The sequence below is a fragment of the Streptomyces sp. NPDC091279 genome (genome assembly GCF_044757465.1).
Classification (GTDB): Bacteria; Actinomycetota; Actinomycetes; order Streptomycetales; family Streptomycetaceae; genus Streptomyces.
This window is the reverse complement of the sequence record NZ_JBIVVA010000014.1, coordinates 144855-165198: the sequence shown is the minus strand read 5'-3', so window position 1 is coordinate 165198 and position 20344 is coordinate 144855. Positions and strand designations below refer to the sequence as shown.

Sequence of the window (20344 nt, the reverse complement as noted above, 5' to 3'; positions counted from 1 at the left end):
CGCCCCTTAAAAGCAAAAGCCGGGTGTTGCGCCGCCGTTGGCTACAGGCTTGCGCCCCTGAAAGGGGAAGCCGGGCGTCGGCCCGCCGTTGGTCGGCTGGTTACTGGAGTTGGTTAGGCCGGGATTGGGGTTTTCTTTGGGGTTTTTGGGTGGGGCTTCTGGGTGGATTTGTCGCCTGTGAAGGATTCGTATTCTTGGAGGACCTCTTCGGTGGGGCCGTTCAGGCGGAGTTCGCCTCGTTCCAGCCAGAGGACCCGGTCGCAGGTGTCCCGGATGGACTTGTTGTTGTGGCTGACGAGGAAGACGGTGCCGGCGTGCTTGCGCAGTTCGCGGATGCGGTCCTCGGAGCGCTTCTGGAACTTGCGGTCGCCGGTGGCCAGCGCCTCGTCGATGAGGAGCACGTCGTGGTCCTTGGCGGCGGCGATGGAGAAGCGCAGCCGGGCCGCCATCCCGGAGGAGTACGTGCGCATCGGGAGGGTGATGAAGTCGCCCTTCTCGTTGATGCCGGAGAAGTCGACGATGTCGTCGTAGCGGTCCCTGACCTGCTCGCGGGACATGCCCATGGCGAGGCCGCCGAGGTAGACGTTGCGCTCGCCGGTGAGGTCGTTCATCAACGCGGCGTTGACGCCGAGCAGGGAGGGCTGGCCGTCGGTGTAGATGCGGCCGTTCTCCACCGGGAGCAGCCCCGCGACCGCCTTGAGCAGCGTCGACTTGCCGGAGCCGTTGGTGCCGATGAGGCCGATCGCCTCGCCGCGGTAGGCGACGAACGACACGTTCTTGACGGCGTGCACGCGGCGTACGCCGGCCGCCTTCTCGGTCTGCCCGCGGCGCAGCATGCGGTTGAGGGCGGCGGTGGCGGTGCCGCGTCCGGCGCCGGTGCCGTTGACCCGGTAGACGATGTCGACGCCGTCGGCGACGACGGTGGGGATCAGCTCGGGGGTGTTCTCAGCCACGGCCGTACGTCTCCTCGGACTTCCAGAAGTAGATGAACCCGCCGACTCCGGCGAGCAGCGCCCACCCGACCGCCGCCGGCCACACGTGCGGCGGCAGCTGGCTGGAGTGGAAGGTGTCGATCAGCGAGTACCGCATCAGGTCGATGTAGACGGCGGCCGGGTTGGTCTCCAGCGCCACCGTCACGACGTGCGGCAGGTGGTCCTTCTTGGTGAGCTTGTCGATGCTCCACATCACGCCGGACACATACATCCAGGTGCGCAGCAGGAACGGCATCAGCTGGGCGATGTCCGGGGTCTTCGCGCCCATCCTCGCCATGATCATCGACATGCCCGCGTTGAACACGAACTGGAGCACCAGCGCGGGCACCGCCAGCAGCCACGACGCCGAGACGGGCACCCCGAAGCAGAGCAGGATCACCACGAGGGCGCCCATCGAGAACAGCAGCTGCTGGAGCTGCTGGAGGCAGAACGAGATCGGCAGCGCCGCCCGCGGGAAGTGCAGCGCCCGCACCAGGCCGAGGTTGCCGGAGATCGCGCGGGTGCCCGCCATGATCGAACTCTGCGTGAAGGTCCAGATGAAGACGCCCGTGACCAGGAACGGGATGTAGTCGGGCACGCCCCGCTTGGTGTCCAGCAGGACGCCGAAGATGAAGTAGTAGACGGCCGCGTTCAGTAGCGGCGTCATGACCTGCCAGACCTGGCCGAGCTTCGCCTGGCTGTACTGCGAGGTGAGCTTGGCGGTGGAGAAGGCGCTGATGAAGTGGCGCCGGGCCCACAGCTGGCGGACGTACGCCGACAGGCTGGGGCGGGCGCCGCTGACGGAGAGGCCGTGGCGGGCGGCGAGCGCCGCGAGTTCGCCGTCGGCGTGGGCCGGCGCCGGGGGCGGTGTGTCGATGACCTGGCTCACATCCGCTGCTTTCGCTCGGGGGAGGGGAGGGAGGGGAGGGGAGGAGACGGGGTGGGGGTGAAGGCTGGTGGGCGGCGGGTGCCCGGCGGCCGACGTTTCCTTACGCTTCTCTTCACGTTTTCTTACGTCGGGACGGGACCGTATCGTCGCAACGTGAGCGTAGGCCGAATCGACGTCGGGACGCAACCGTTTCGTCGTGACGGCCTATGCTGGTCGGCATGACGACGAACGCCGACGAGCCCCAGACGCGTCCGCGCCGCCGTGCCCCCGCCGGGGCGGCCGTTCTGCGGGAGGACGTGACGGAGGCCATCCGGGCGGCCGTCTTCGAGGAACTCGCGGCGGTCGGGTACGCGCGCATGTCCATCGAGGGCATCGCGCGGCGCGCCGGGGTCGGGAAGACGGCGGTGTACCGGCGGTGGCGTTCCAAGCTGCACCTGGTGCTCGACGTGGTGTCGGCGCTCGCGGTGCAGGGCCTGCCGGCTCCGGACACCGGTTCCCTGGAGGGTGACCTGCGGCTGCTGTACGAGGTGACCTCGCGCGCCCTGCGGCACCCGGTGGCCTCCCAGATCATCCCGGACCTCCAGGCCGAGGCGGCCCGCAACCCGGAGATCGCCGAGGCGATGCAGAAGGCGCTGCGGGAGGGCCAGGAGGGCGTCGCCAGCAAGATCGTCGTCGCGGCCGCCCGGCGCGGCGAGGTCGGCCAGGACATCGACGAGGACCTCGCCCTCGACCTGATCTCCGGCCCCCTCTACTGGCGTGCCGTCGTCATCCGCACCCCGAAGCTGCCCAAGTCGTATCTGCCGTCGCTGGCCCGGGCCACCGCCGCCGCGCTGAAGGCACTGTGAGTAGGCTGCCCGCGCAACGTCGCCGCACGGCGGCCCGAGCCTGGACGGTGCTGCCGTGAGAGTTGTGATCGCTGAGGACAACGCCCTGCTCAGGGAGGGCCTCGTCCTGTTGTTGACGTCTGCCGGGCACGAGGTGGTCGGCGTCGCGGTCACCGGCCCCGAGGTGCTGCCCGCCCTGCTCGAACACCGTCCGGACGCGGCCGTGCTCGATGTCCGGATGCCGCCCGGGTTCCGGGACGAGGGGCTGCGCGCGGCGCTTGAGGCGCGGGAGCGGATTCCCGGGCTGCCGGTGCTGGTGCTCTCGCAGTACGTGGAGGAGTCGTACGCCGCCGAGCTGCTGGCCGGGGGCGCGGGCGGGCTCGGCTATCTGCTGAAGGACCGGATCGGCCGGGTCGACGCGTTCCTCGACGCCCTGGAGCGGGTCGCGGCGGGCGGTACGGCCCTCGACCCCGAGGTCGTCACCGAGCTGCTCACCCGCCGCAAGGACTCTCCGCTGGACGCGCTCACGCCCCGCGAGCGTGAGGTGCTCGGGTTGATGGCGGAGGGCCGCGACAACGCGACGATCGCCCGGACCCTCGTCGTCACCGAACGCGCGGTCCACAAGCACATCGGCAACGTCTTCCTGAAGCTCGGGCTCCCGGCGAGTGACAGCGGGCATCGCCGGGTGCTGGCGGTGCTGGCCTACCTCAACAACCGGTAACGGGACGGGACTTGCCGGTGCCGGTGCCGGTTCCGGGTGCGTGGGCGGGGGCGGGGGACGGGACTTCGCGGTGCCGGGTTGGTGAGGCGGACCGGGATTTCATGCCCGGGTCGCGAACTCGGGGCTGGTCAGTGTTGGTTCAGGAAGGTGAGCAGGGTGTGGTTCCAGGCGGCGGGCTGTTCCCAGTGGGGGTTGTGGCCCGCCTCGGTGATGACGTGGGTCTCGACGTTCCGGAGGTGCCGGGCGATGAGCCGCTTGACGGAGGGCGGGGAGTAGAGGTCCGCGTCGCCGGTGATCAGCTGGACCGGCAGGGCGAGGGTCTCCAGGGCCGCCCAGGTGATGGTGTGGGCGAACGTCTGGCTGAACGCGTCGTCCGTCCTGGCCCGCGCGTGGATCGCCAGCCAGGCCGCCACACCGGCCGGGTCGCCGCCCCGGTAGGAGGGGCCCAACTCCTGGAACTCGACGGGCAGTTGGGAGAACCCGGCGGGCCGCAGCGACGCGGAGAGCCGGGTGTAGTCGGCGTCCGAGATGCCCATGATGCTGCCGGAGACGGTGAGGCTGCGCAGCCGTTCCGGATGGGACAGGGCGTGGTCGACGGCGACCTGGCCGCCCGCCGCCGACGCGGCCAAGTGGAAACGGTCCAGGCCGAGTTGGTCGGCGAGGGTGTGCAGATCGCCGGAGACGGTGTCCGCGCGGGCCGGGTCCCCGGCCACCGAACCGTGGGCGCCGCGCCGCGAGTAGCCGATCGTCCGGAACCCGGCGCGGGCCAGCACCGGCTGCTGGTACGGCCAGCTCTCGCCGCTGCCGGAGCCGGGGTGCAGCAGCACGACGGGCTCCCCGTTGCCGCCGGTGTCCCAGCACCACAGGCTGCCGCCCCCGGCGACCGGCACCCGGTGTTCGGTCACCGGCACCTGTTCCGGCACCGGCACGGGCTCCCAGGGCACGGCCGGCCCCTCCACTCCGCCCCGCCCGGCGCCGTCGTCGGCGGCGGAAGCCTGCCCGGCGCCGACACCGGTGACGGACAGCGCGGCCAGCGCACCGCGCCCCACCAGCGCACGCCGACTCGGCCCCGACGACCCGGCCGTCATCCGTCCTTCGCCCCGGTCGCCGGTATCGCCCCTGCCACCCTTGCGGCCCCTGCCGCCCAAGTCACCCATGCCGTCCACGCCTTCCTGGTCCGCCTGTGATCACGCCGATCGCACTGTAACTACCGTGCTCCCAGCGGAACTTGGGAAGTTGACGTGATCGAGGTGCAGGCGGACAGGTCAGGGCGCGTCGACGCGTCGCCGTCGGCCCGGACGGCAACGGCCCCTGCTGCGAGGCCTGTTGGAGTCAGGCCGGGGTCGTGGGCAGGTCGGTGGGGCCCGCAACCGGACGGGCGCCTGCCTCCGGGCGGGTGTCCGCCTCCGGATGCGTGCGCACCCAGCCCGCCCATGCCGACGTGATCATGTCCTGGACGTCGTGGTGGGCCTTCCAGGCCAGCTCGGTGTGGGCGCGGGCGGCCGAGGCGACGACGCTCGCCGGGTCACCGGGGCGGCGCGGGACGACCAGCGGGGCGCGGACCTGACCGGTGACGGCACCCACCCGGTCGATCATCTCGCGCACCGAAACGCCCTCGCCCCGCCCGATGTTGAGGGTCAGAGCGCGACCGGGACCGGCGCGCAGGGCACGGGCGGCGGCGACATGGGCCTTGGCGAGGTCGACGACGTGGATGTAGTCGCGCACGCAGGTGCCGTCGGGGGTGTCGTAGTCGGCGCCGAAGATCCGGGCGGGCTCGCCCGCGCCGAGCCGCTCGAAGATCATCGGGATCAGGTTGGTGACGCCGGTGTCGGCGAGGTCGGGGGAGGCGGCGCCGGCGACGTTGAAGTACCGCAGGGACGCGGTGGCCAGGCCGCTGGCGTGACCGGTGGCGCGGACCAGCCACTCACCGGCGAGCTTGGTCTCGCCGTACGGCGACATCGGCACGCAGGGCGTCTCCTCCGTCACCAGGTCGACGTCCGGCATGCCGTAGACCGCCGCCGACGACGAGAACACGAACGCCCCGACCCCGGCCGACGTGACCGCCTCAAGCAGGACGCGCAGGCCCTCGACGTTCTCCCGGTAGTAGTGCAGGGGGAGGTGGACGGACTCGCCGACCTGCTTCTTCGCCGCGAGGTGGATGACGCCGGTGACCTCGTGGTCGGCGAGCGCGCGGGCGACCCGTTCGCCGTCCAGGGTCGAGCCCGTCACCAACTCCACGCCGTCCGGCACCCGTTCGGCGGCCCCCGTCGACAGGTCGTCGTACACCACGGTCCGCTCGCCCGCCGCCGTCATCGCGCGCACGACATGTGCCCCGATGTATCCGGCGCCGCCGGTGATGAGCCAGGTCATGTCGGCCGTCCCCTCGTCAGTTGGCCTGTTCCCGGTATCAGTGAAGCAGGCGGGGCGCGCCGAGGGCGGGGGCGGGGAGCCGGGCGCCTCGGGTCAGCGGCGGCAGCGCGAGGGGCCGGGTCGTGCGCCACAGACGCGTGAACGACACGACGGCCGCCGCCAGCAGCAGGCCGTTGCGCAGCACCATCAGGCCGCACCCCGTCCAGGTGCACTCCCTGACCTGGTCGTACAGGACCGGGTAGACGACGGTGCTGACGGCCGTGGCCGCGAGGATCAGGGCCGCCACCGGGCGTTGCGTGGTGTGCCGCGAGGTCAGGCAGACGGCGGCCAGGCCGAGCAGCCAGATCAGGTACTGCGGGCTGATGACCCGGCTGGTCACCGTGAAGAGCAGCACGGCGCTGAGCGCGGCGTCGTAGGGCGTGGCCGGGCTCCAGCGGCGGGCCCGCAGCCGCCACAGCAGCATCAGCGCGAACGCCAGCGCGGTGAGCGCGAGGGAAGCGTGCGCCACCGTACGGACGTACGGTCCCGTGAACTCGAAGGCGCCGTACCGGTAGCGGACCTTCCCGGGCCAGCCGGCGTGGGTCGCGAGGCCGAGCACGGTGCCGCCGAGGGACTCGATCTGCACACCCCGGCCGCCCTGTTCGCGCAGGAAGGACAGGGGGTGGCTGAAGAGCGCGGCCAGCACGCCGAGGGCACCGGCGCCGGTCGCGGCGGCCCAGCTCCACGACGACCTCGTCGCCCGCCCCTTCGTCACGCCCAGCAGCACCAGCACCGGCCACACCTTCACCAGGGCGCCGAGTGCCGCCAGCGCCCCGCACGCACGCGTGGAGCGCGACAACGTCAACAGGGCGATGACGGCGAACGCCGTGGCCTGCACGTCGTAGCGGGCCAACGGGAGGTGCAGCAGCAGCGGGAGGCCCCCGGTCCAGTAGGCGGCGCCCCGCAGCGAACGGCCGGGACGCGCACCCGCGCGCGCGAGCGACGCCGTGACGGCCGCGTCGGCGACGAGAGTGAGGGCGACGAACGCCTGGAAGTACGTCAGCCCCGGCAGCAGCGCGGGCGCGAGCAGCACCGGACCCGCACCCGGCGGGTACTGCCAGAGCGGGTCGTGGGTCGGGAAGACGCCGTGCGCGAGGACGCCGTACCAGTGGTGGTAGAGGCGCCACACCTCCCGGGCGACGCCGCCCCAGCGCAGCGCGGGCGACCCGCTCTCGACGAGCAGCCACAGCATCAGGGCGCGGCTCAGGGCCCAGCCGACGGCGAGAACGAGGAGCCGGTGGGCGCCGGCGACGTTGCGCAGGATGTCCGTGATGGCACGTGGGGAGGCTTTCATCACGGCGGATCGTAAGCCGCCCGTATGCCGGGTCCGTGCCTATACGCGACTAATGGTCGGTAAGAGTCGCAACGGCTAGGAGGTCGGCGGTGGCTGTGGGGCGGACGTCGGCGCGCTCGCCTCCCGGTGGGTCGCCGCGTCCAGGGCCGAGGTGAGGGCGTCGAGGCGGGTGCGCAGGGCGCCGATCTCCTCGATGTCGAAGCCGGTCGCGGTGGCGATGCGGCGGGGCACCTCCAGGGCCCGTTCGCGCAGGGCGGTGCCCTCGGCGGTGAGGCGGATCTCCACCGAGCGTTCGTCGCGGGCGCTGCGTTCGCGGTGGACCAGACCGGCCGTCTCCAGCCGTTTCAGCAGCGGGGAGAGGGTGCCGGAGTCGAGGCGCAGCTGCTCGCCGAGCTTCTTGACGGGCAGTTCGCCGTGTTCCCACAGCGCCAGCATCACCAGGTACTGCGGATAGGTGAGGCCGAGGTCCTTGAGGATCACGCGGTAGAGGCCGCCGAAGGCGCGCGAGGCGGCGTTCAGGGAGAAGCAGATCTGCTGGTCGAGGCGGAGCCAGTCGGCGGAGGGCGTGGTCATGAGCCCAGGATAGCCCCGGCGAGCCATTTAGTTGTGCCCAATTGAATTGTGTGCTCTACTTCTGCTGTGAGGCGGCACCCCAGGAGCCGCCGGACACGACTTCGAGAGGGATGGTTCTCCATGGACGCGCTCTACACCGCCGTCGCCACCGCCACCCACGGCCGCGACGGCCGTGCCGTCTCCTCCGACGGCAAGATCGACCTCCAGCTCGCCATGCCGCCGCAGCTCGGCGGCGACGGCAACGGCACCAACCCCGAGCAGCTGTTCGCCGCCGGGTACGCCGCCTGTTTCGGCAGCGCCCTCGGCCTCGTCGGCAAGCAGGCCAAGGTCGACGTCAGCGACGCCGCCGTGACCGCCGAGGTCGGCATCGGCAAGGTGGGCGAGGGCTTCGGCCTCAAGGTCACCCTCCGCGTCGAGCTGCCCGACACCGTGGACCAGGCCACCGGACGCACGCTGGTCGAGACCGCCCACCAGGTCTGCCCGTACTCCAACGCCACCCGGGGCAACATCGAGGTCGACCTCGTCATCGAGTGACCCCCGCCGACCCCGGCGACCCGACCCGCGCCAGCACCTCCCCGGTCCGCCGGTTCCACGCCACCACCACCGCCTCCTCCGGCACCCGGTGCCAGCGCGTCAGCAGCAGCCAGCGCACGCGGTACCGGCGGGCGACGGCGGCACGCCCCGCGCGGGTCGAGTCGCGGGCGAGGTAGGCGCGGACGTCGGCGACCCGGCGCAGCCGTTCCCGCTCGTCCAACGACGCGTCCGGCCAGGCCGGCGCCGCGAGATCGGCGCCGTACCCGGCCAGCGCGTGACCGGCGTAGTAGCCCTCGGTGATCACCGGCTCGCCCGGCTTGATGTGCCGCGCCGCCCAGGTGTACGCGGGCCAGCGCGGCGGCTGCTCGAACCCCACCGGATCGAGCGCCCTCGGCACCACCGCCCCCGCCTGCACGGACAGGAACCCGACCCCGGCACCCACCGCCGCGACCCACCCGAGCACCCGGCGCCGGGTGGGCCAGGGGCGCGGCGCCGCCAGCTCCACCGCCAGCGCGAACTGGAGCGGCACCAGCGTCAGCCCCAGAATCCGCCCGTAGGTGTAGTGCCCGCTGACCCAGCCGTACGTCACGACCAGGCAGTCGAGCAGGAACAGCAGCACCAGCGGATCACGCGCCCAGGACCACACCGAGCCCGGGCGCGCGGTGCGCCGGGCCCGCAGCCACAGCGCCGGGAGCCCGATGGCCGCCAGCCAGAAATGGCCGCCGAGCGTGTCGTAGAGCCGCCGGTGCACGGCGTCGACGCTGGGATCACCGGCCAGCGCGAACACGTCGAAGTACGGCCACGCGCCCGCCACCAGCAGCGCCGTCGCCCCCGCCAGCGCCCAGCGGCCCAGCACCTCCGCACCCCAGCCGCGCTGCCAGCCCGCCACGAACGCCACCGCGCCCAGCGCCGCCGCCACCGACGTGATCGGGTGCACCAGCAGGATCAGCCCGTACAGCACCCCGAGGCTCGCGTACCCGGCGAGGTTCGGCAGCCCGCTCGGGCCGACGTACCGCATCCGACCGGCGTTGCGGGCCCGCTCCGCCGTCAGCGCCCACGCCCAGAACGTCAGGCCGATCGCGCACGTCGACGGGTAGCCGAGGTTGCCGGTCATCGACATCAGCCCGAGGTACCCGCTCCACCAGGCCCGCTCGGTGCCCCACAGCAGCGTCATCGCGGCCAGCGCCAGCACCGGCGCCCACGGCCGGGCCGTCAGCACCCGCACCAGCCGCCCCACGCCGGTCAGCAGCACCACCAGGTTCAACGGCCCCGCAAGACGCAGCACCTCCCAGCCGCCGAGGCCGGTCAGCCGCGCGAACACACCCTCGGCCACCGCGTACGGCGAGTAGTACGGGCTGCCCGCGCCCGGCAGGTCGGCCATCGGATGACGCGGCGCGAACAGGGACGCCTTGAGGCGCTCGACGACCGCCGCGTGCTGACCGGCGTCGCAGCACAGCGGCACCCGCCAGTAGGCCAGCGACATCACCAGCCAGAACACGAGACCGCACAGCTGGAACGGCGTCGGACGCCAGAACCGGCCGCCGCGCAGCGCCGTCGCGCCACGCGTCGCCCGCCGGACGCCGAGACCGGCGCTCACGAGGAGGAAGGGGTAGCTCGGGGCATTTGCGGTATCTTCCCGAGCCCGTCAACCATATGACCGACCATCACCTTGTCGGGTGAGCAGATCGGCTGATTTTCACCTCATCGAGTGAGCTGCCCGCTCTCCTTGACCCTGGCCCTGGCCCTGGCCCTGGCCCTGATCCTGGCCCGGCACACCGACCCGCGCCCGCACCACCGGCTCCAGCAGCAACGGCACCCCCAGCACCGGCAGCAGCCACGCCAGCACGATCAGCCGGTCCCCCCAGATCCCGATGTCCGGATGCCCGGCCTGCGTCAGCACCCCGGTGGCCGCGCCCGCCACCAGGAACGCCCCGAACGCGGGCCGCCGCGACGCGCCCCACGCCCCGGCCGCCAGCGCCGCCACGAACACCGGCTCCCACAGCTGCCGGCGCGTCCACTCCACCCAGAAGTTGACCGTCAGCCGCAGGAAGTCCGCCCACGGCCGGGCCCGGTCGGGCCGCGCGAAGTGATCCGTCAGCAGATCCTGGAGGCTCTCCGACTCCGACGGATAGTGCAGCAGCCGCGCCAGCAGCAACGTCCCCAGCGCCGCGCCCAGACCGATCCCGGCCACCGCCACCACCCCGCGCCCCGGCGCCCGGCCCCCACGACGCCGGGCAACGGCGATCAGCGCGCCCGCCCCGGCCAGGCACAGGCCGAGGAACAGCGCCTGCGAGTGCTTCACCGTGAACAGCGCCAGCAGCGCACCGCCGACCAGCGCGAGCCCCGCCCGCGGCCGCGTCCCGCGCAGCACCAGCGCACAGCCCCACAGCGCGGCCAGCGTCAACGCCAGCAACAGCCCCTCGGTCATCGGCCGCATCGCCGTCGTCCCGCACGGCAGCACATAGAACAGCGCCTGCCCGGTCAGCGCCAACGGCACCGGCACGGCCAGCGCCCGCAGGATCAGGAACGCCAGCACCCCGCCCGCGACCGTCACGACGACCCCGGCCAGCCACAGCCCCCAGGTCACCCCGAACAGCGTGAGGAACGGCACCAGGAACGCCGGATACCCCGGCCGCACCTCGAAGATCCGCTGGAACCGGTACGACGCGAACGGCACCGTGTGCGCGCCGGTGTCCCCGGCCCGCAGCCGCTGCTCCACGCCCCGCCACTGCGCCGCCCGGCACCGCGCGGCCACCCGGGGCGCCGGATCGGGGGCGTGGAAGTGGACGACGTTCACGAGCTGGTTGCGGTGGGCCATGGTCGCCTCGCCCGCGCAGACGTAGGCGACGGTGGCGGCGGTCGCGGCCCGGGTGTCGTCGCCGCGCAGGAGCAGCGCGTACGCCAGGTAGTTCTTGGTGTCGGGGGTGTCCCGGCCGGTGACGTTCGCGAGCTGGAGCACGGCGAAGACGGCGGCCAGGAGCAGCACCCAGGTACGCGGCCTCACGAGGAGGCGAGCAGGTCGCGGGCCGACTGCGGCGACGGCACCCGGGGGTCGCCCGGCGCGGGCATGTCCTCGCCGAGGAGCAGGGTCCGCACCACCCGCTCGGCGGCCCGCCCGTCGTCGAACTGGCCGAACCTGTCCCGGAATTGGCCCCGGTGCCGGGCCGACTCCGCGTCCCGCCAGGTCCCGGACGCGAACAGCCACGCCAACTCCCGGTAGGAAGCGGTCACATGGCCGGGCGGCGCGGCGGTGACGTCGAAGTACACGCCCCGGCTCGCGGTGTAGGCGCCCCAGTCGTCGGCGTGCACGACGATCGGCCGGTCCAGGAGGGCGTAGTCGAACATCAGGGCCGAGTAGTCGGTCACCAGCACATCGGCGGCGAGCAGCACATCCTCGACGTGCGGGACGTCGGTGGCGTCGACCAGGACGCCCCGCCGGTGCAGGTCCGACAGGCCCAGGCCGCGCGCGTGTCCGGTGGCCAGCGACGGATGCAGCCGCACGACCAGGGTGTGGCCGGGCCCCAGATCGGCGGCGAACCGGGCCAGGTCGATCCGCTCGACATGCCCGCCCCTGCGGTACTCACGCCGGGTCGGCGCGTACAACACGGCGGTGTGACCTGCGGGGATGCCCAGGCGCTCGCGGGCCTCGCGGGTCCGGGCGGCGGGCGCGGCGACCAGGACGTCGTTGCGCGGGCTGCCGGTCCTCGCCGACGTGAAGTGGCAGGGGTAGGCCCGCTCCCACACCCGCTCCGAGTGCAGGTTGGCGACCAGGCTGTGGTCCCAGCGGTCGGCGCGGCGCAGCATCTGCGGCACGTCGACGCCGTGCCGGGCGCCCGGCTTGGTGAGCAGGTCGGCCGCCATGTACTTGAGCGGGGTGCCCTGGTGGGTGTGGATGTGGACGCTGCCGGGCCGTTTGGCCAGCGTGCCGGGCCAGTTGACGTTGTTGACGAAGAAGGAGGCCCGCGCGGTGACCCGGCGGTACTCCGGGGAGTCGAGCACGACACGTTCGACGTCCGGTGCCAGCAGCGCGGCCGTCTCCTCGTCCCGCACCACCCACACCCCGCGCAACTGCGGTGCGATCTCACGGGACTTGAGATAGATCGCCCCCGGGTCACCGAGCACACCCCGGTGCGAGAACGCCGAGTACACCACCAGGTTCGGGTCCAGGGAACGGCGAGCGGTGACCGCGTCGCGCGTGCGGGCAAGGCGAACGGCCGCTGCTTTACGGGGGCGTTGGGCGCGGCGGGCCAGCTCCCGCACCGCACGGCCCGCCTGCCGACGGGACTGGTAGACGGCGTAACTCCCCTCCAGCACCCGCAGTTCGGGCGGCACCCGCACGCCGTCGGGGCGGTGGGCGCGGAACATCCCGGCCGTGCGGCGGAAGAACTCGGCCTTGTCGGCGGGCGGCAGCCGGTCCGGCTTGGAGAGGATGTCGAGACAGTGCTCACCCATCTTGGCGTGCAGATACGGCCGCCAACTCACAAGCTCCGGGCGGGAGTCGACGAACGCGAAGACCCGCGCGTACTGGTCGTGGATGTCGAAGTGCTTACGGCTCGTGGTGGACAGGATGTTGCCCTGGCGCCGCTGCCGGTAGTCCAGACAGATCCGGTCCAACGTCGCGATCCGCCCCGCGCTCAGCAGCACCGGGAACGTCCACGGGGTGTCCTCGTAGTAGCCGGGCGGGAACACGAACCCGTGCTCGGCGACGAACTCCCGCCGGTACACCTTGTTCCACACGACCATCAACAGGTCCAGGATCTCCGGCCGTTCGGCGACCGTGAACGTCCCCTCGGCCGCGTCGGCGAGGATCTGCGCGAGGACGTTGCGCCGGGTGCCGCCCCACCAGTAGGTGCGCGCGTAGTCGAAGACCAGCACATCCGGATCGCCGGTCTCCGCCAGCCGGTCGGCCATCGCCCGCAGCGCGCCCGGGGTGAGGGTGTCGTCGCTGTCCAGGAAGAACAGGAAGTCGCCGGTGGCCTGCGGCATCCCGGCGTTGCGGGCCCGGCCGAGGCCGACGTTCTCAGGCAGGTGCAGCACCCGCACCCGGGGGTCGCGGGCGGCGTACTCGTCGAGGATCGCGCCGCAGCCGTCCGGGGAACAGTCGTCGACGGCGATCACCTCCAGGTCCCGGTACGACTGCTGAAGGACCGAGTCGAGGCACTCGCGCAGAAAGCCCTGCACCTTGAAGACGGGCAGGATGACGCTGAAGCGGGGCACTGCGGGGTCAGCTCCTTACGAGGGGGGCGGCGGCGGGGGCCGGGACGCGCTCGGCGAGCGGCGTGAGCGGGGGGATCGCCTCGGGCGGCTCACCGAGCAGCACCCGGCGCACGACCCGCTCGGCGGCCCGCCCGTCGTCGAACTGGCAGAAACGGGACCGGAATCGGGCCCGCGCCGCCGTCGACGCGGGCCCCGCGTACGAGCCGTCGGCGAAGACCCGCGCCAGCTCCTCGGCACTGCGCGCGACCGGGCCGGGCGGCGCAGCCAGCAGGTCGAAGTAGACGCCCCGGGTCTCCCGGTAGACCTCCCAGTCGTCGGCGAACACGACGATCGGCCGGTCCAGGTTGGCGTAGTCGAACATGATCGACGAGTAGTCGGTGATCAGCGCGTCGGCGGCCAGGCACACATCCTCGGAGGAGCGGTGCCCGGTCACGTCGATGACCCGGCCGTCGCCCAGCGCCCGGCCCTCGTCGTAGAAGTAGTGCGCCCGCAGCAGCACGACCACGTCGTCACCGGCCGCCCGGCAGAACGCGTCCAGGTCGAGGCCGGTCTCGAACCCGGTGTGGTGGTCGCGGTGGGTCGGCGCGTACAGCACCGCCGTCCTGCCCTCGGGGACGCCGAGTTCACGCCGGATACGGGCCACGTCGTCGGCGGTCGCCGTCAGATAGACGTCGTTGCGCGGATAGCCGTACTCCAACTGCTCGTAGGAGCCCGGGAAAGCGCGCTCCCACACCTCGGTGGAGTGCCGGTTCGACGACAGGTTGTAGTCCCAACGGTCCACCCGGCCCAGCAACTTGGTGAAACTGCCGGTCGCCGCGGCCACCACCGGGTACGTCGACTGGTCGACCCCCATCTTCTTCAACGGCGTCCCGTGCTGCGTCTGGACGTGCACGCTGCCCGGCCGTTTGACGACACCCTCGGCGAAGTTGGCGTTGTTCACCAGGTACGTGGCGCGGGCCAGCAGCTCCCAGGCGCGGTGCGAGCCGATCACCGCGTACTCCACGCCCTCCGGCACCGACGCCACCGCCTCCGGCTCCACCAGGAACACCGACCTGATGTGCGGGGCGAGTTCAGCCGCCTTCGCGTGGATCGCCGCCGGGCTGCACGCGTAACCCCGGCCCCAGTAGGCGCAGTACACCGCGAGGTTCTCGTCCAACGGGCGGCGCAGCGCACGCGCGTACCGCAGCCGGGTGCGCAGGCCACGCGGGCGGGGCAGCCGGGCCAGCGACCCGGACACCGCGCGGTTGGCGCCGCGCAGCGCCTGGAACGCCGGGTACGAACCGGCCGCGAGGAGCCGGTGCTGCACGCCGACGCTGCCGCCCGGGGCGCGGTACCCGGCCGGGCGGTGCCGTCGGTACAGGATGCTCGCCCGGCGGAAGAAGTCCCGGCGCCTGGAGCCGAGGCGGCGGGGGCGGGCGGCCGTCTTCAGCACCAGCGCGAAGAGCTGCTCGAACAGCGGGCCCGTCCGCCGTGCCGGGGTGCCGAGTTCGGCCGCGCGGGTCAGCAACAGGTCGACCTGGTCGAGGAGTTCGAGGTGCTCGGCCTCGGGGAGGGCCATCCGGCTGCCCTGCCTGCGGACCAGGTGGCGGACCAGGACCGTGCGCAGGACCGCGACGCGGGTGGCCGCCAGCATGGTCAGGCCGCCGAACGACACGTCCGTGAAGTCGCCGTCGTTGAAGGTGAGTTCGTGCTCCGCGAGGAAGGCGCGGCGGTAGGCGGCGCTCCACGCCGGGAGGTGGACGCCGGTCAGGCGGGGGACCTCCTCGGGGTGGAAGGCGTCCGGTGGGGTCTTCGGCACCAGGAGCGCGGCCGGGTTGGTGGCAGGGCCCTCCCACCACGGGACGCGTTCGTGCTCGAAGTGCAGGACATCCGGGTCGTCCGTCTCCCGCAGGCGGGCGTCCAGCGTTGCCAGCGCGCCCGGGGCGAGGGTGTCGTCGCCGTCGAGGAAGAGGACGTACGTGCCGGTCGCCGTGTGGAGTCCCGTGCGGCGGGCCGCCGCCAGGCCGGCCGACGGGGGGGAGTGCACGGGGGTGACTCGGGAGTCCCGTGCCTGGTGGCCGGCGGTGACTTCGGTGGCGGCAGGCGCGTCGGTGGGGGTGTCGTGGACCGGGATCAGCTCGAAGTCGCCGAAGGACTGGGAGAGGACAGAGTCCAGGGCCTCGGGTAGGCGGCCGGTCACCCCGTGGGACGGGACGATGATGCTGAAGCGGGGCATTCTTGTCTTTCTCTCCGGGGGATCGGGTTGTTTTTCGGGTGCGGCGCCGTGGGGCTGGTCGCGCTCGCGCGGCGGAGCCGCCTATCGAATACAGCCCCGCGCCCCTTGACCGGCGTTGCCGGGACGCTCGTTGGCAGGGACCCCGCGCCCCTTGGCTGTGTTTCTCAGCCGGGGTTGTCCAGGAGCACCCGGCGGGCCACTCGGGTCGCTGCTCTGCCGTCGTCCTGGGGGCAGAAGTGGGAGTGGAAATGGGCTCGTTGGCGGGTGGCGGCGGGGGATCGCCAGTGGTCCGTGGTGAAGAGGGTGATCAGGTCGTCCTCCGTTCGGGCGGTGGGGCCCGGTGGGGTGGCGTGGAGGTCGATGTACGTGCCCTCGGCCGCCTTGAACGTCTCGTGGTCGGCCGTGTGCAGGATGATCGGGCGGTTCAGGTTGGCGTAGTCGAACATCAGGGACGAGTGGTCGGTCAGCAGGGCGTCCGAGGCGAGGCAGAGCGACGGGACGCTCGGGTGGGCGCTCACGTCCAGGACGCCGGGGGGCGGCGGGCCGTCGAGGGAGGCGTGGGTGCGGGCCAGGATCGTGAAGCCGGGGCCGAGTTCGCGGGCGATCCGCTCCAGGTCCAGTGGGCAGTGCTGGGTACGCCGGAAGGCGCGGCGGGCCGGTGCGTAGAGGATCGCGACCGTGTCCTCGGGGATGCCGAGCGAGGCGCGCAGCCGGGTCACGTCCGCCGAAGTCGCCCGCTGGAACACGTCGTTGCGCGGGCTGCCGTACTCCAGGGTCGTGTAGGTGCCCGGGTGGACGCGTTCCCAGGTCAGCGTGGAGTGGCGGTTGGCGGAGACCACGTAGTCCCAGCGGTCGACGTCCTTGAGAAGCGCCTCGAAGTCCAACTCCCGTACTGCCGCAGGGCGTTCCAGGAGGTCGAGGCCCAAGTGGCTGAGCGGGGTGCCCTGGTGGGTCTGGACCATGATCTGGCCGCGCCGCTTGACCATGCCGGGCTCGAAGTGGGCATTGCTGACCAGGTACTTGGAGCGGGCCAGCGCCGTCCAGTACGCGGCCGAGTCCGGCGCGATACGGGCCGTGGCCGAGGGGATCGTGTGGTGGTGCTCGGGCCGCGCGACCCACGCCGTGCGCAGCTGCGGGGCGTGCGCGCGGAACGCCTCCTCCAGCGCGCCCGGATGACAGCCGTGGCCGTGCCCGTCGTCGCCGGTGAACACCGCACGGTCGGCCCGCAACGGCAACCGGCACTGCACGCGGTAGTGCAGCCGCAACGCCGAAGTGCGCAGCGCCCGCCGGGACGTGACGCCGATCCTGCGGACGCGACGGCGTGTGGACGCCGCCCACTGGAGGGTGCGGTACGTGCGGTGCAGGCCGCGCCTGACCAGGACGTGCCGCAGCCGCGCACCCGGCGTGAGATCGAGGCCCGGGACCCGGTAACGCCGGTAATACGTACGGGCCTTGCGCAGGAACTCGGCGCGGGCGGCACGCGGCAACCGGTCCTTGCGGGTGTACACGGTGAGCAGGTGATCGACCATCCGCCGGAACAACACCGGCTGCCAGCGCGCCAGTTCGGGACGCGTCCCGACGTACGCGAAGACCCGGTCGTACTGGTCGAAGACGTCGAAGTGGGCGCGGCCCGTGGTGGAGAGGATGTTGCCCGCCCGGCGCTGCCGGTAGTGCACGCACACCCGGTCCAGGGTCGCCACCGACTCCGCCGCCATCAGCACCGGATACGTCCACGGCGTGTCCTCGTAGTAGCCCGGCGGGAACAGGAACCGCTCCCGGAGCACGAACTCCCGCCGGTACGCCTTGTTCCACGCCACCATCAGCAGCCGCAGCAGCCCCGGCCGGTCCTCCAGACGGAACGGCGCCGGGCCCTCCTCGCTGAGCTGGACGGCCGCCTTGTTGCGGACGGTCTCACCGGTCCAGTACAGCCGCGCGTAGTCGTAGACCAGCACATCCGGATCGCCGGTCTCCTTCAGCCGGTCGGCGATCGAGCGCAGCGCGTGCGGGGCGAGGGTGTCGTCGCCGTCCAGGAACACCAGGTAGTCACCGCTCGCCCGCGCCATCCCGGCGTTACGGGCCTTGCCGAGCCCCTGGTTCTCCGCCAGCCGCACCGCCCGCACCCGCGCGTCCCGCGCCGCGAACTCCTCGATGACCGCCCCGCTCCCGTCCGGCGAACAGTCGTCGACCGCGATGACCTCCAGGTCCGGGTACGACTGCGACAGCACCGATTCCAGGCAGGCGGTCAGATACGCCTGCACCTTGTACGCGGGGACGATGACACTGAACCTGGGCAAGGCACATCCATGGGTCGGCGAGGACGGTCGGCCCGTCGTCGAACGGGCCTTTGCCGGGAACGGCCGAAGGAGTGACTTGGTTACGTTCCCTGCGGCATACGGGGGACCGGCCGGGCAGCCGAAAGGGCGGGACCCGCGCGGCCCCGCCCTCCCGATCCCGTTGCCCCGTCGGCTACTTGACCGCGCCCGCCATCACGCCCGACACGAACTGCCGCTGGAACGCGAAGAACACGACCAGCGGCACCACCATCGACAGGAACGCGCCGGGCGCCAGCACCTCGATGTTGCTGCCGAACTGCCGTACCTGCTGCTGGAGTGCCACCGTCAGCGGCTGCGACGCGGAGTTCGAGAACACCAGCGCCACCAGCATGTCGTTCCACACCCACAGGAACTGGAAGATGCCCAGCGACGCGAGCGCCGGAGCCCCCAGCGGCAGCACCACGGTCAGGAACAGCCGGGTCTCACCGGCCCCGTCGAGCCGCGCCGCCTCCAGGAGTTCGCGCGGGATCTCCGCGAAGAAGTTCCGCAACAGGAAGATGGCGAACGGCAGTCCGAAGCCGACGTGGAAGAGGACCACGCCGATGATGTCGCCGAAGATCCCGATCGTGCCGAACAGGGCGGAGAGCGGGATCAGCGCCACCTGCACCGGCACCACCAACAACGCCACCACCAGCAGGAACCACCAGTCCCGCCCCCTGAAGTCGATCCACGCGAAGGCGTATCCGGCCATCGCGCCGAACAGCACCACGAGCAGCGTCGCCGGGACCGTGATCCACACGGTGTTGAACAGGGCGTGCGTGATCGCGTCCTTCTCCAGCAGCGACTCGTAGCTGCGGGCGGTGAGTTGGCTCGGCGCGGTGAACACCTTCCACCAGCCCGACGACGCGATGTCCGTCGGATCGCGGAACGACGACACCAGCAGCCCGAAGGTCGGCACCAGCCAGAACAGGGCCACCAGGACCAGGAAGACCCGCAGCGCCCCGCCCGCCGCGCCGCTCGTCACCCGGGCGGCGAGCGAACGCCGGGCCCCTGCCGTCGTGTCGTGTGCGGTCACGGTCGGCGCTCCTTCCGCAGCCGGCGGATGTTCACGTACATCACCGGCGCCACCAGCACCAGCAGGATCACACCGAGCGCGCTGCCGACGCCGTAGTTGCCGCCGCCGCCGAACGACGACAGGAACAGTTGCAGCGCCAGCACATTGGCGTTGTCCTGGCTGGGCTGCGGGGCGATGATGTAGACGAGGTCGAACACCTTCATCACGTTGATCATCAGGGTGACCATGACGACCACCAGGACCGGCGCGAGCAGCGGCACGGTGACCCGGCGGAACACCTGCCACTCGTTCGCCCCGTCCACCCGCGCCGCCTCCAGCAGATTCCGGTCGACCCCGGCGAGCCCGGCCGCGATCAGCACCATCGCGAACCCCGCCCACATCCACACATAGCTCCCGATGATCGCCGGGGTCACCAGCGTCGGGCCGAGCCAGTCGATGCCGTTGTACGGCGCCGCGAAGTTCGAGCCCGGCAACCGGAGCCGGGCGCCGTCGGCCGAGGCGGGCAGCGTGAAGGTGCCGTCGGCGGCGGTCGTCGCGGAGGCCACCGTCCGCCCCTCCTTCACGGCCTCCACCCGCACCCCCTTCAGCGCCTTCTCGCCCGGGTCGACCCGGCCCTTCGTGCCGCCGCCGCCCAGCCTGAAGTCCAGCCAGACGGTGCCGGTGATCCCGGAGCCGGCTGCCGACCTGGCGTCCTTCGGCGTGCCGGGCAACCGGCCCGGGGCGATGCCGACGAGGGGGAGCAGCACCGGGGTGCCCGCCCGCACGGTGCCGGTCGTCGTGAACGACCCGCCGCCCGACGCCTTCAGATCGCTCGCCGCCGCGTTCGGCCGCGCGTTCGGATACACCGACGACGACACGAACGTGTCATGGATCGACTTCACGACCGCGTTCGCCGCCCCCTGACTCGGGTCCTGCTCGTACACCAGCCGGAAGATGATCCCGGCCGCCAGCATCGAGATCGCCATCGGCATGAAGACGATCAGCTTGAACGCCGTTCCCCAGCGCACCCGTTCGGTCAGCACCGCGAAGACCAGCCCGAGCGCGGTGACCAGCGCGGGCGCCACCGCCACCCAGATCGCCGTGTTGCGCACGGCGGTCAGCGTCGCGCTGTCGGTGAAGACGTCGACGTAGTTGCCGAGCCCCACGAACCCCGAACCGTCGGCGTCGTAGAGGCTGCGCCAGACCGAGTACCCGATCGGGTAGACCACGAGCGCGCCGAGCAGCACCAGCGCGGGCAGCAGGAACAGCACCGCCACCCCGCGCCGGGACCCGGTCACGCTCTTGCGCGGACGCGCGGAGGGCGGCGGCGGTGCACCGGCCCCCTCCGGACTCACCACAGTCGTCATGAC

The 20344-nt window shown here is 72.2% G+C and carries 16 protein-coding genes; 3 read left to right on the top strand and 13 right to left on the bottom strand.

What is annotated here, in order from left to right; all coding sequences use genetic code 11:
* Positions 1-113 precede the first annotated feature (113 nt).
* A complete protein-coding gene (locus tag ACIQOU_RS31285) occupies positions 114-953 on the bottom strand; it encodes an ABC transporter ATP-binding protein (RefSeq protein WP_401542150.1) in 840 nt (279 codons plus the stop codon).
* Positions 946-1860 (bottom strand): ABC transporter permease, encoded by a 915-nt coding sequence (locus ACIQOU_RS31280; protein ID WP_401542147.1) that lies wholly within the window; start codon positions 1858-1860, stop codon positions 946-948. The genes ACIQOU_RS31285 and ACIQOU_RS31280 overlap by 8 nt, the downstream gene beginning before the upstream one ends.
* Positions 1861-2078: 218 nt before the next feature.
* On the opposite strand from ACIQOU_RS31280, the gene ACIQOU_RS31275 reads away from it, so the two are divergent.
* Positions 2079-2705: a TetR/AcrR family transcriptional regulator gene (locus ACIQOU_RS31275; RefSeq protein WP_401542145.1), complete on the top strand. Its 627-nt coding sequence runs from the start codon at positions 2079-2081 to the stop codon at positions 2703-2705.
* 55 nt (positions 2706-2760) lie between these two features.
* Positions 2761-3405 (top strand): response regulator transcription factor, encoded by a 645-nt coding sequence (locus tag ACIQOU_RS31270; protein ID WP_401542142.1) that lies wholly within the window; start codon positions 2761-2763, stop codon positions 3403-3405.
* 128 nt (positions 3406-3533) lie between these two features.
* Here ACIQOU_RS31270 and ACIQOU_RS31265 read toward each other — a convergent pair whose 3' ends face one another.
* From ACIQOU_RS31265 to ACIQOU_RS31250, 4 genes are all read right to left on the bottom strand, one after another.
* A complete protein-coding gene (locus ACIQOU_RS31265; RefSeq protein ID WP_401542140.1) occupies positions 3534-4493 on the bottom strand; it encodes an alpha/beta fold hydrolase in 960 nt (319 codons plus the stop codon).
* A 244-nt stretch (positions 4494-4737) separates the two neighbouring features.
* Positions 4738-5775 carry a UDP-glucose 4-epimerase GalE gene (galE, locus tag ACIQOU_RS31260; RefSeq protein ID WP_401542137.1) on the bottom strand — a complete coding sequence of 346 codons (1038 nt, stop codon included), beginning with the start codon at positions 5773-5775 and terminating at the stop codon, positions 4738-4740.
* A gap of 37 nt (positions 5776-5812) precedes the next feature.
* Positions 5813-7108, bottom strand: coding sequence for a glycosyltransferase 87 family protein (locus ACIQOU_RS31255; protein WP_401542134.1), 1296 nt, complete (start codon positions 7106-7108; stop codon positions 5813-5815).
* Between the two features lie 75 nt (positions 7109-7183).
* Positions 7184-7681, bottom strand: coding sequence for a MarR family winged helix-turn-helix transcriptional regulator (locus ACIQOU_RS31250; RefSeq protein WP_401542132.1), 498 nt, complete (start codon positions 7679-7681; stop codon positions 7184-7186).
* Positions 7682-7801: 120 nt separating this feature from the next.
* Here ACIQOU_RS31250 and ACIQOU_RS31245 point away from each other — a divergent pair, with 120 nt between their 5' ends.
* Positions 7802-8215, top strand: coding sequence for an organic hydroperoxide resistance protein (locus ACIQOU_RS31245; RefSeq protein WP_401542129.1), 414 nt, complete (start codon positions 7802-7804; stop codon positions 8213-8215).
* Here the strand turns inward: ACIQOU_RS31245 and ACIQOU_RS31240 are convergent.
* The 7 genes from ACIQOU_RS31240 to ACIQOU_RS31210 form a co-directional block, all read right to left on the bottom strand.
* A complete protein-coding gene (locus ACIQOU_RS31240; protein WP_401542126.1) occupies positions 8205-9812 on the bottom strand; it encodes a hypothetical protein in 1608 nt (535 codons plus the stop codon). The genes ACIQOU_RS31245 and ACIQOU_RS31240 overlap by 11 nt on opposite strands.
* Positions 9813-9911: 99 nt before the next feature.
* Positions 9912-11219: a hypothetical protein gene (locus tag ACIQOU_RS31235; protein WP_401542124.1), complete on the bottom strand. Its 1308-nt coding sequence runs from the start codon at positions 11217-11219 to the stop codon at positions 9912-9914.
* Positions 11216-13432, bottom strand: coding sequence for a CDP-glycerol glycerophosphotransferase family protein (locus ACIQOU_RS31230; protein WP_401542122.1), 2217 nt, complete (start codon positions 13430-13432; stop codon positions 11216-11218). Before ACIQOU_RS31230 ends, ACIQOU_RS31235 begins: the two co-directional genes overlap by 4 nt.
* 7 nt (positions 13433-13439) lie before the next feature.
* Complete coding sequence (locus ACIQOU_RS31225; protein WP_401542119.1) at positions 13440-15647, bottom strand: CDP-glycerol glycerophosphotransferase family protein; 2208 nt, start codon at positions 15645-15647, stop codon at positions 13440-13442.
* 164 nt (positions 15648-15811) lie between these two features.
* The gene (locus ACIQOU_RS31220; RefSeq protein ID WP_401542117.1) at positions 15812-17941 is read right to left on the bottom strand and encodes a CDP-glycerol glycerophosphotransferase family protein; all 2130 of its coding nucleotides are present in this window, start codon (positions 17939-17941) and stop codon (positions 15812-15814) included.
* Between the two features lie 172 nt (positions 17942-18113).
* Complete coding sequence (locus ACIQOU_RS31215) at positions 18114-18995, bottom strand: carbohydrate ABC transporter permease (RefSeq protein WP_401542114.1); 882 nt, start codon at positions 18993-18995, stop codon at positions 18114-18116.
* Complete coding sequence (locus tag ACIQOU_RS31210; RefSeq protein WP_401542111.1) at positions 18992-20341, bottom strand: carbohydrate ABC transporter permease; 1350 nt, start codon at positions 20339-20341, stop codon at positions 18992-18994. The genes ACIQOU_RS31215 and ACIQOU_RS31210 overlap by 4 nt, the downstream gene beginning before the upstream one ends.
* Positions 20342-20344: the final 3 nt, after the last annotated feature.

Excerpts from the sequence above, each read along its gene's own strand:
- ACIQOU_RS31275 (WP_401542145.1), top strand. The coding sequence starts at position 2,079 with ATGACGACGAACGCCGACGAGCCCCAGACGCGTCCGCGCCGCCGTGCC.
- ACIQOU_RS31265 (WP_401542140.1), bottom strand. The coding sequence starts at position 4,493 with ATGACGGCCGGGTCGTCGGGGCCGAGTCGGCGTGCGCTGGTGGGGCGC.
- galE (WP_401542137.1), bottom strand. The coding sequence starts at position 5,775 with ATGACCTGGCTCATCACCGGCGGCGCCGGATACATCGGGGCACATGTC.
- ACIQOU_RS31255 (WP_401542134.1), bottom strand. The coding sequence starts at position 7,108 with ATGAAAGCCTCCCCACGTGCCATCACGGACATCCTGCGCAACGTCGCC.
- ACIQOU_RS31250 (WP_401542132.1), bottom strand. The coding sequence starts at position 7,681 with ATGACCACGCCCTCCGCCGACTGGCTCCGCCTCGACCAGCAGATCTGC.
- ACIQOU_RS31245 (WP_401542129.1), top strand. The coding sequence starts at position 7,802 with ATGGACGCGCTCTACACCGCCGTCGCCACCGCCACCCACGGCCGCGAC.
- ACIQOU_RS31225 (WP_401542119.1), bottom strand. The coding sequence starts at position 15,647 with ATGCCCCGCTTCAGCATCATCGTCCCGTCCCACGGGGTGACCGGCCGC.
- ACIQOU_RS31210 (WP_401542111.1), bottom strand. The coding sequence starts at position 20,341 with ATGACGACTGTGGTGAGTCCGGAGGGGGCCGGTGCACCGCCGCCGCCC.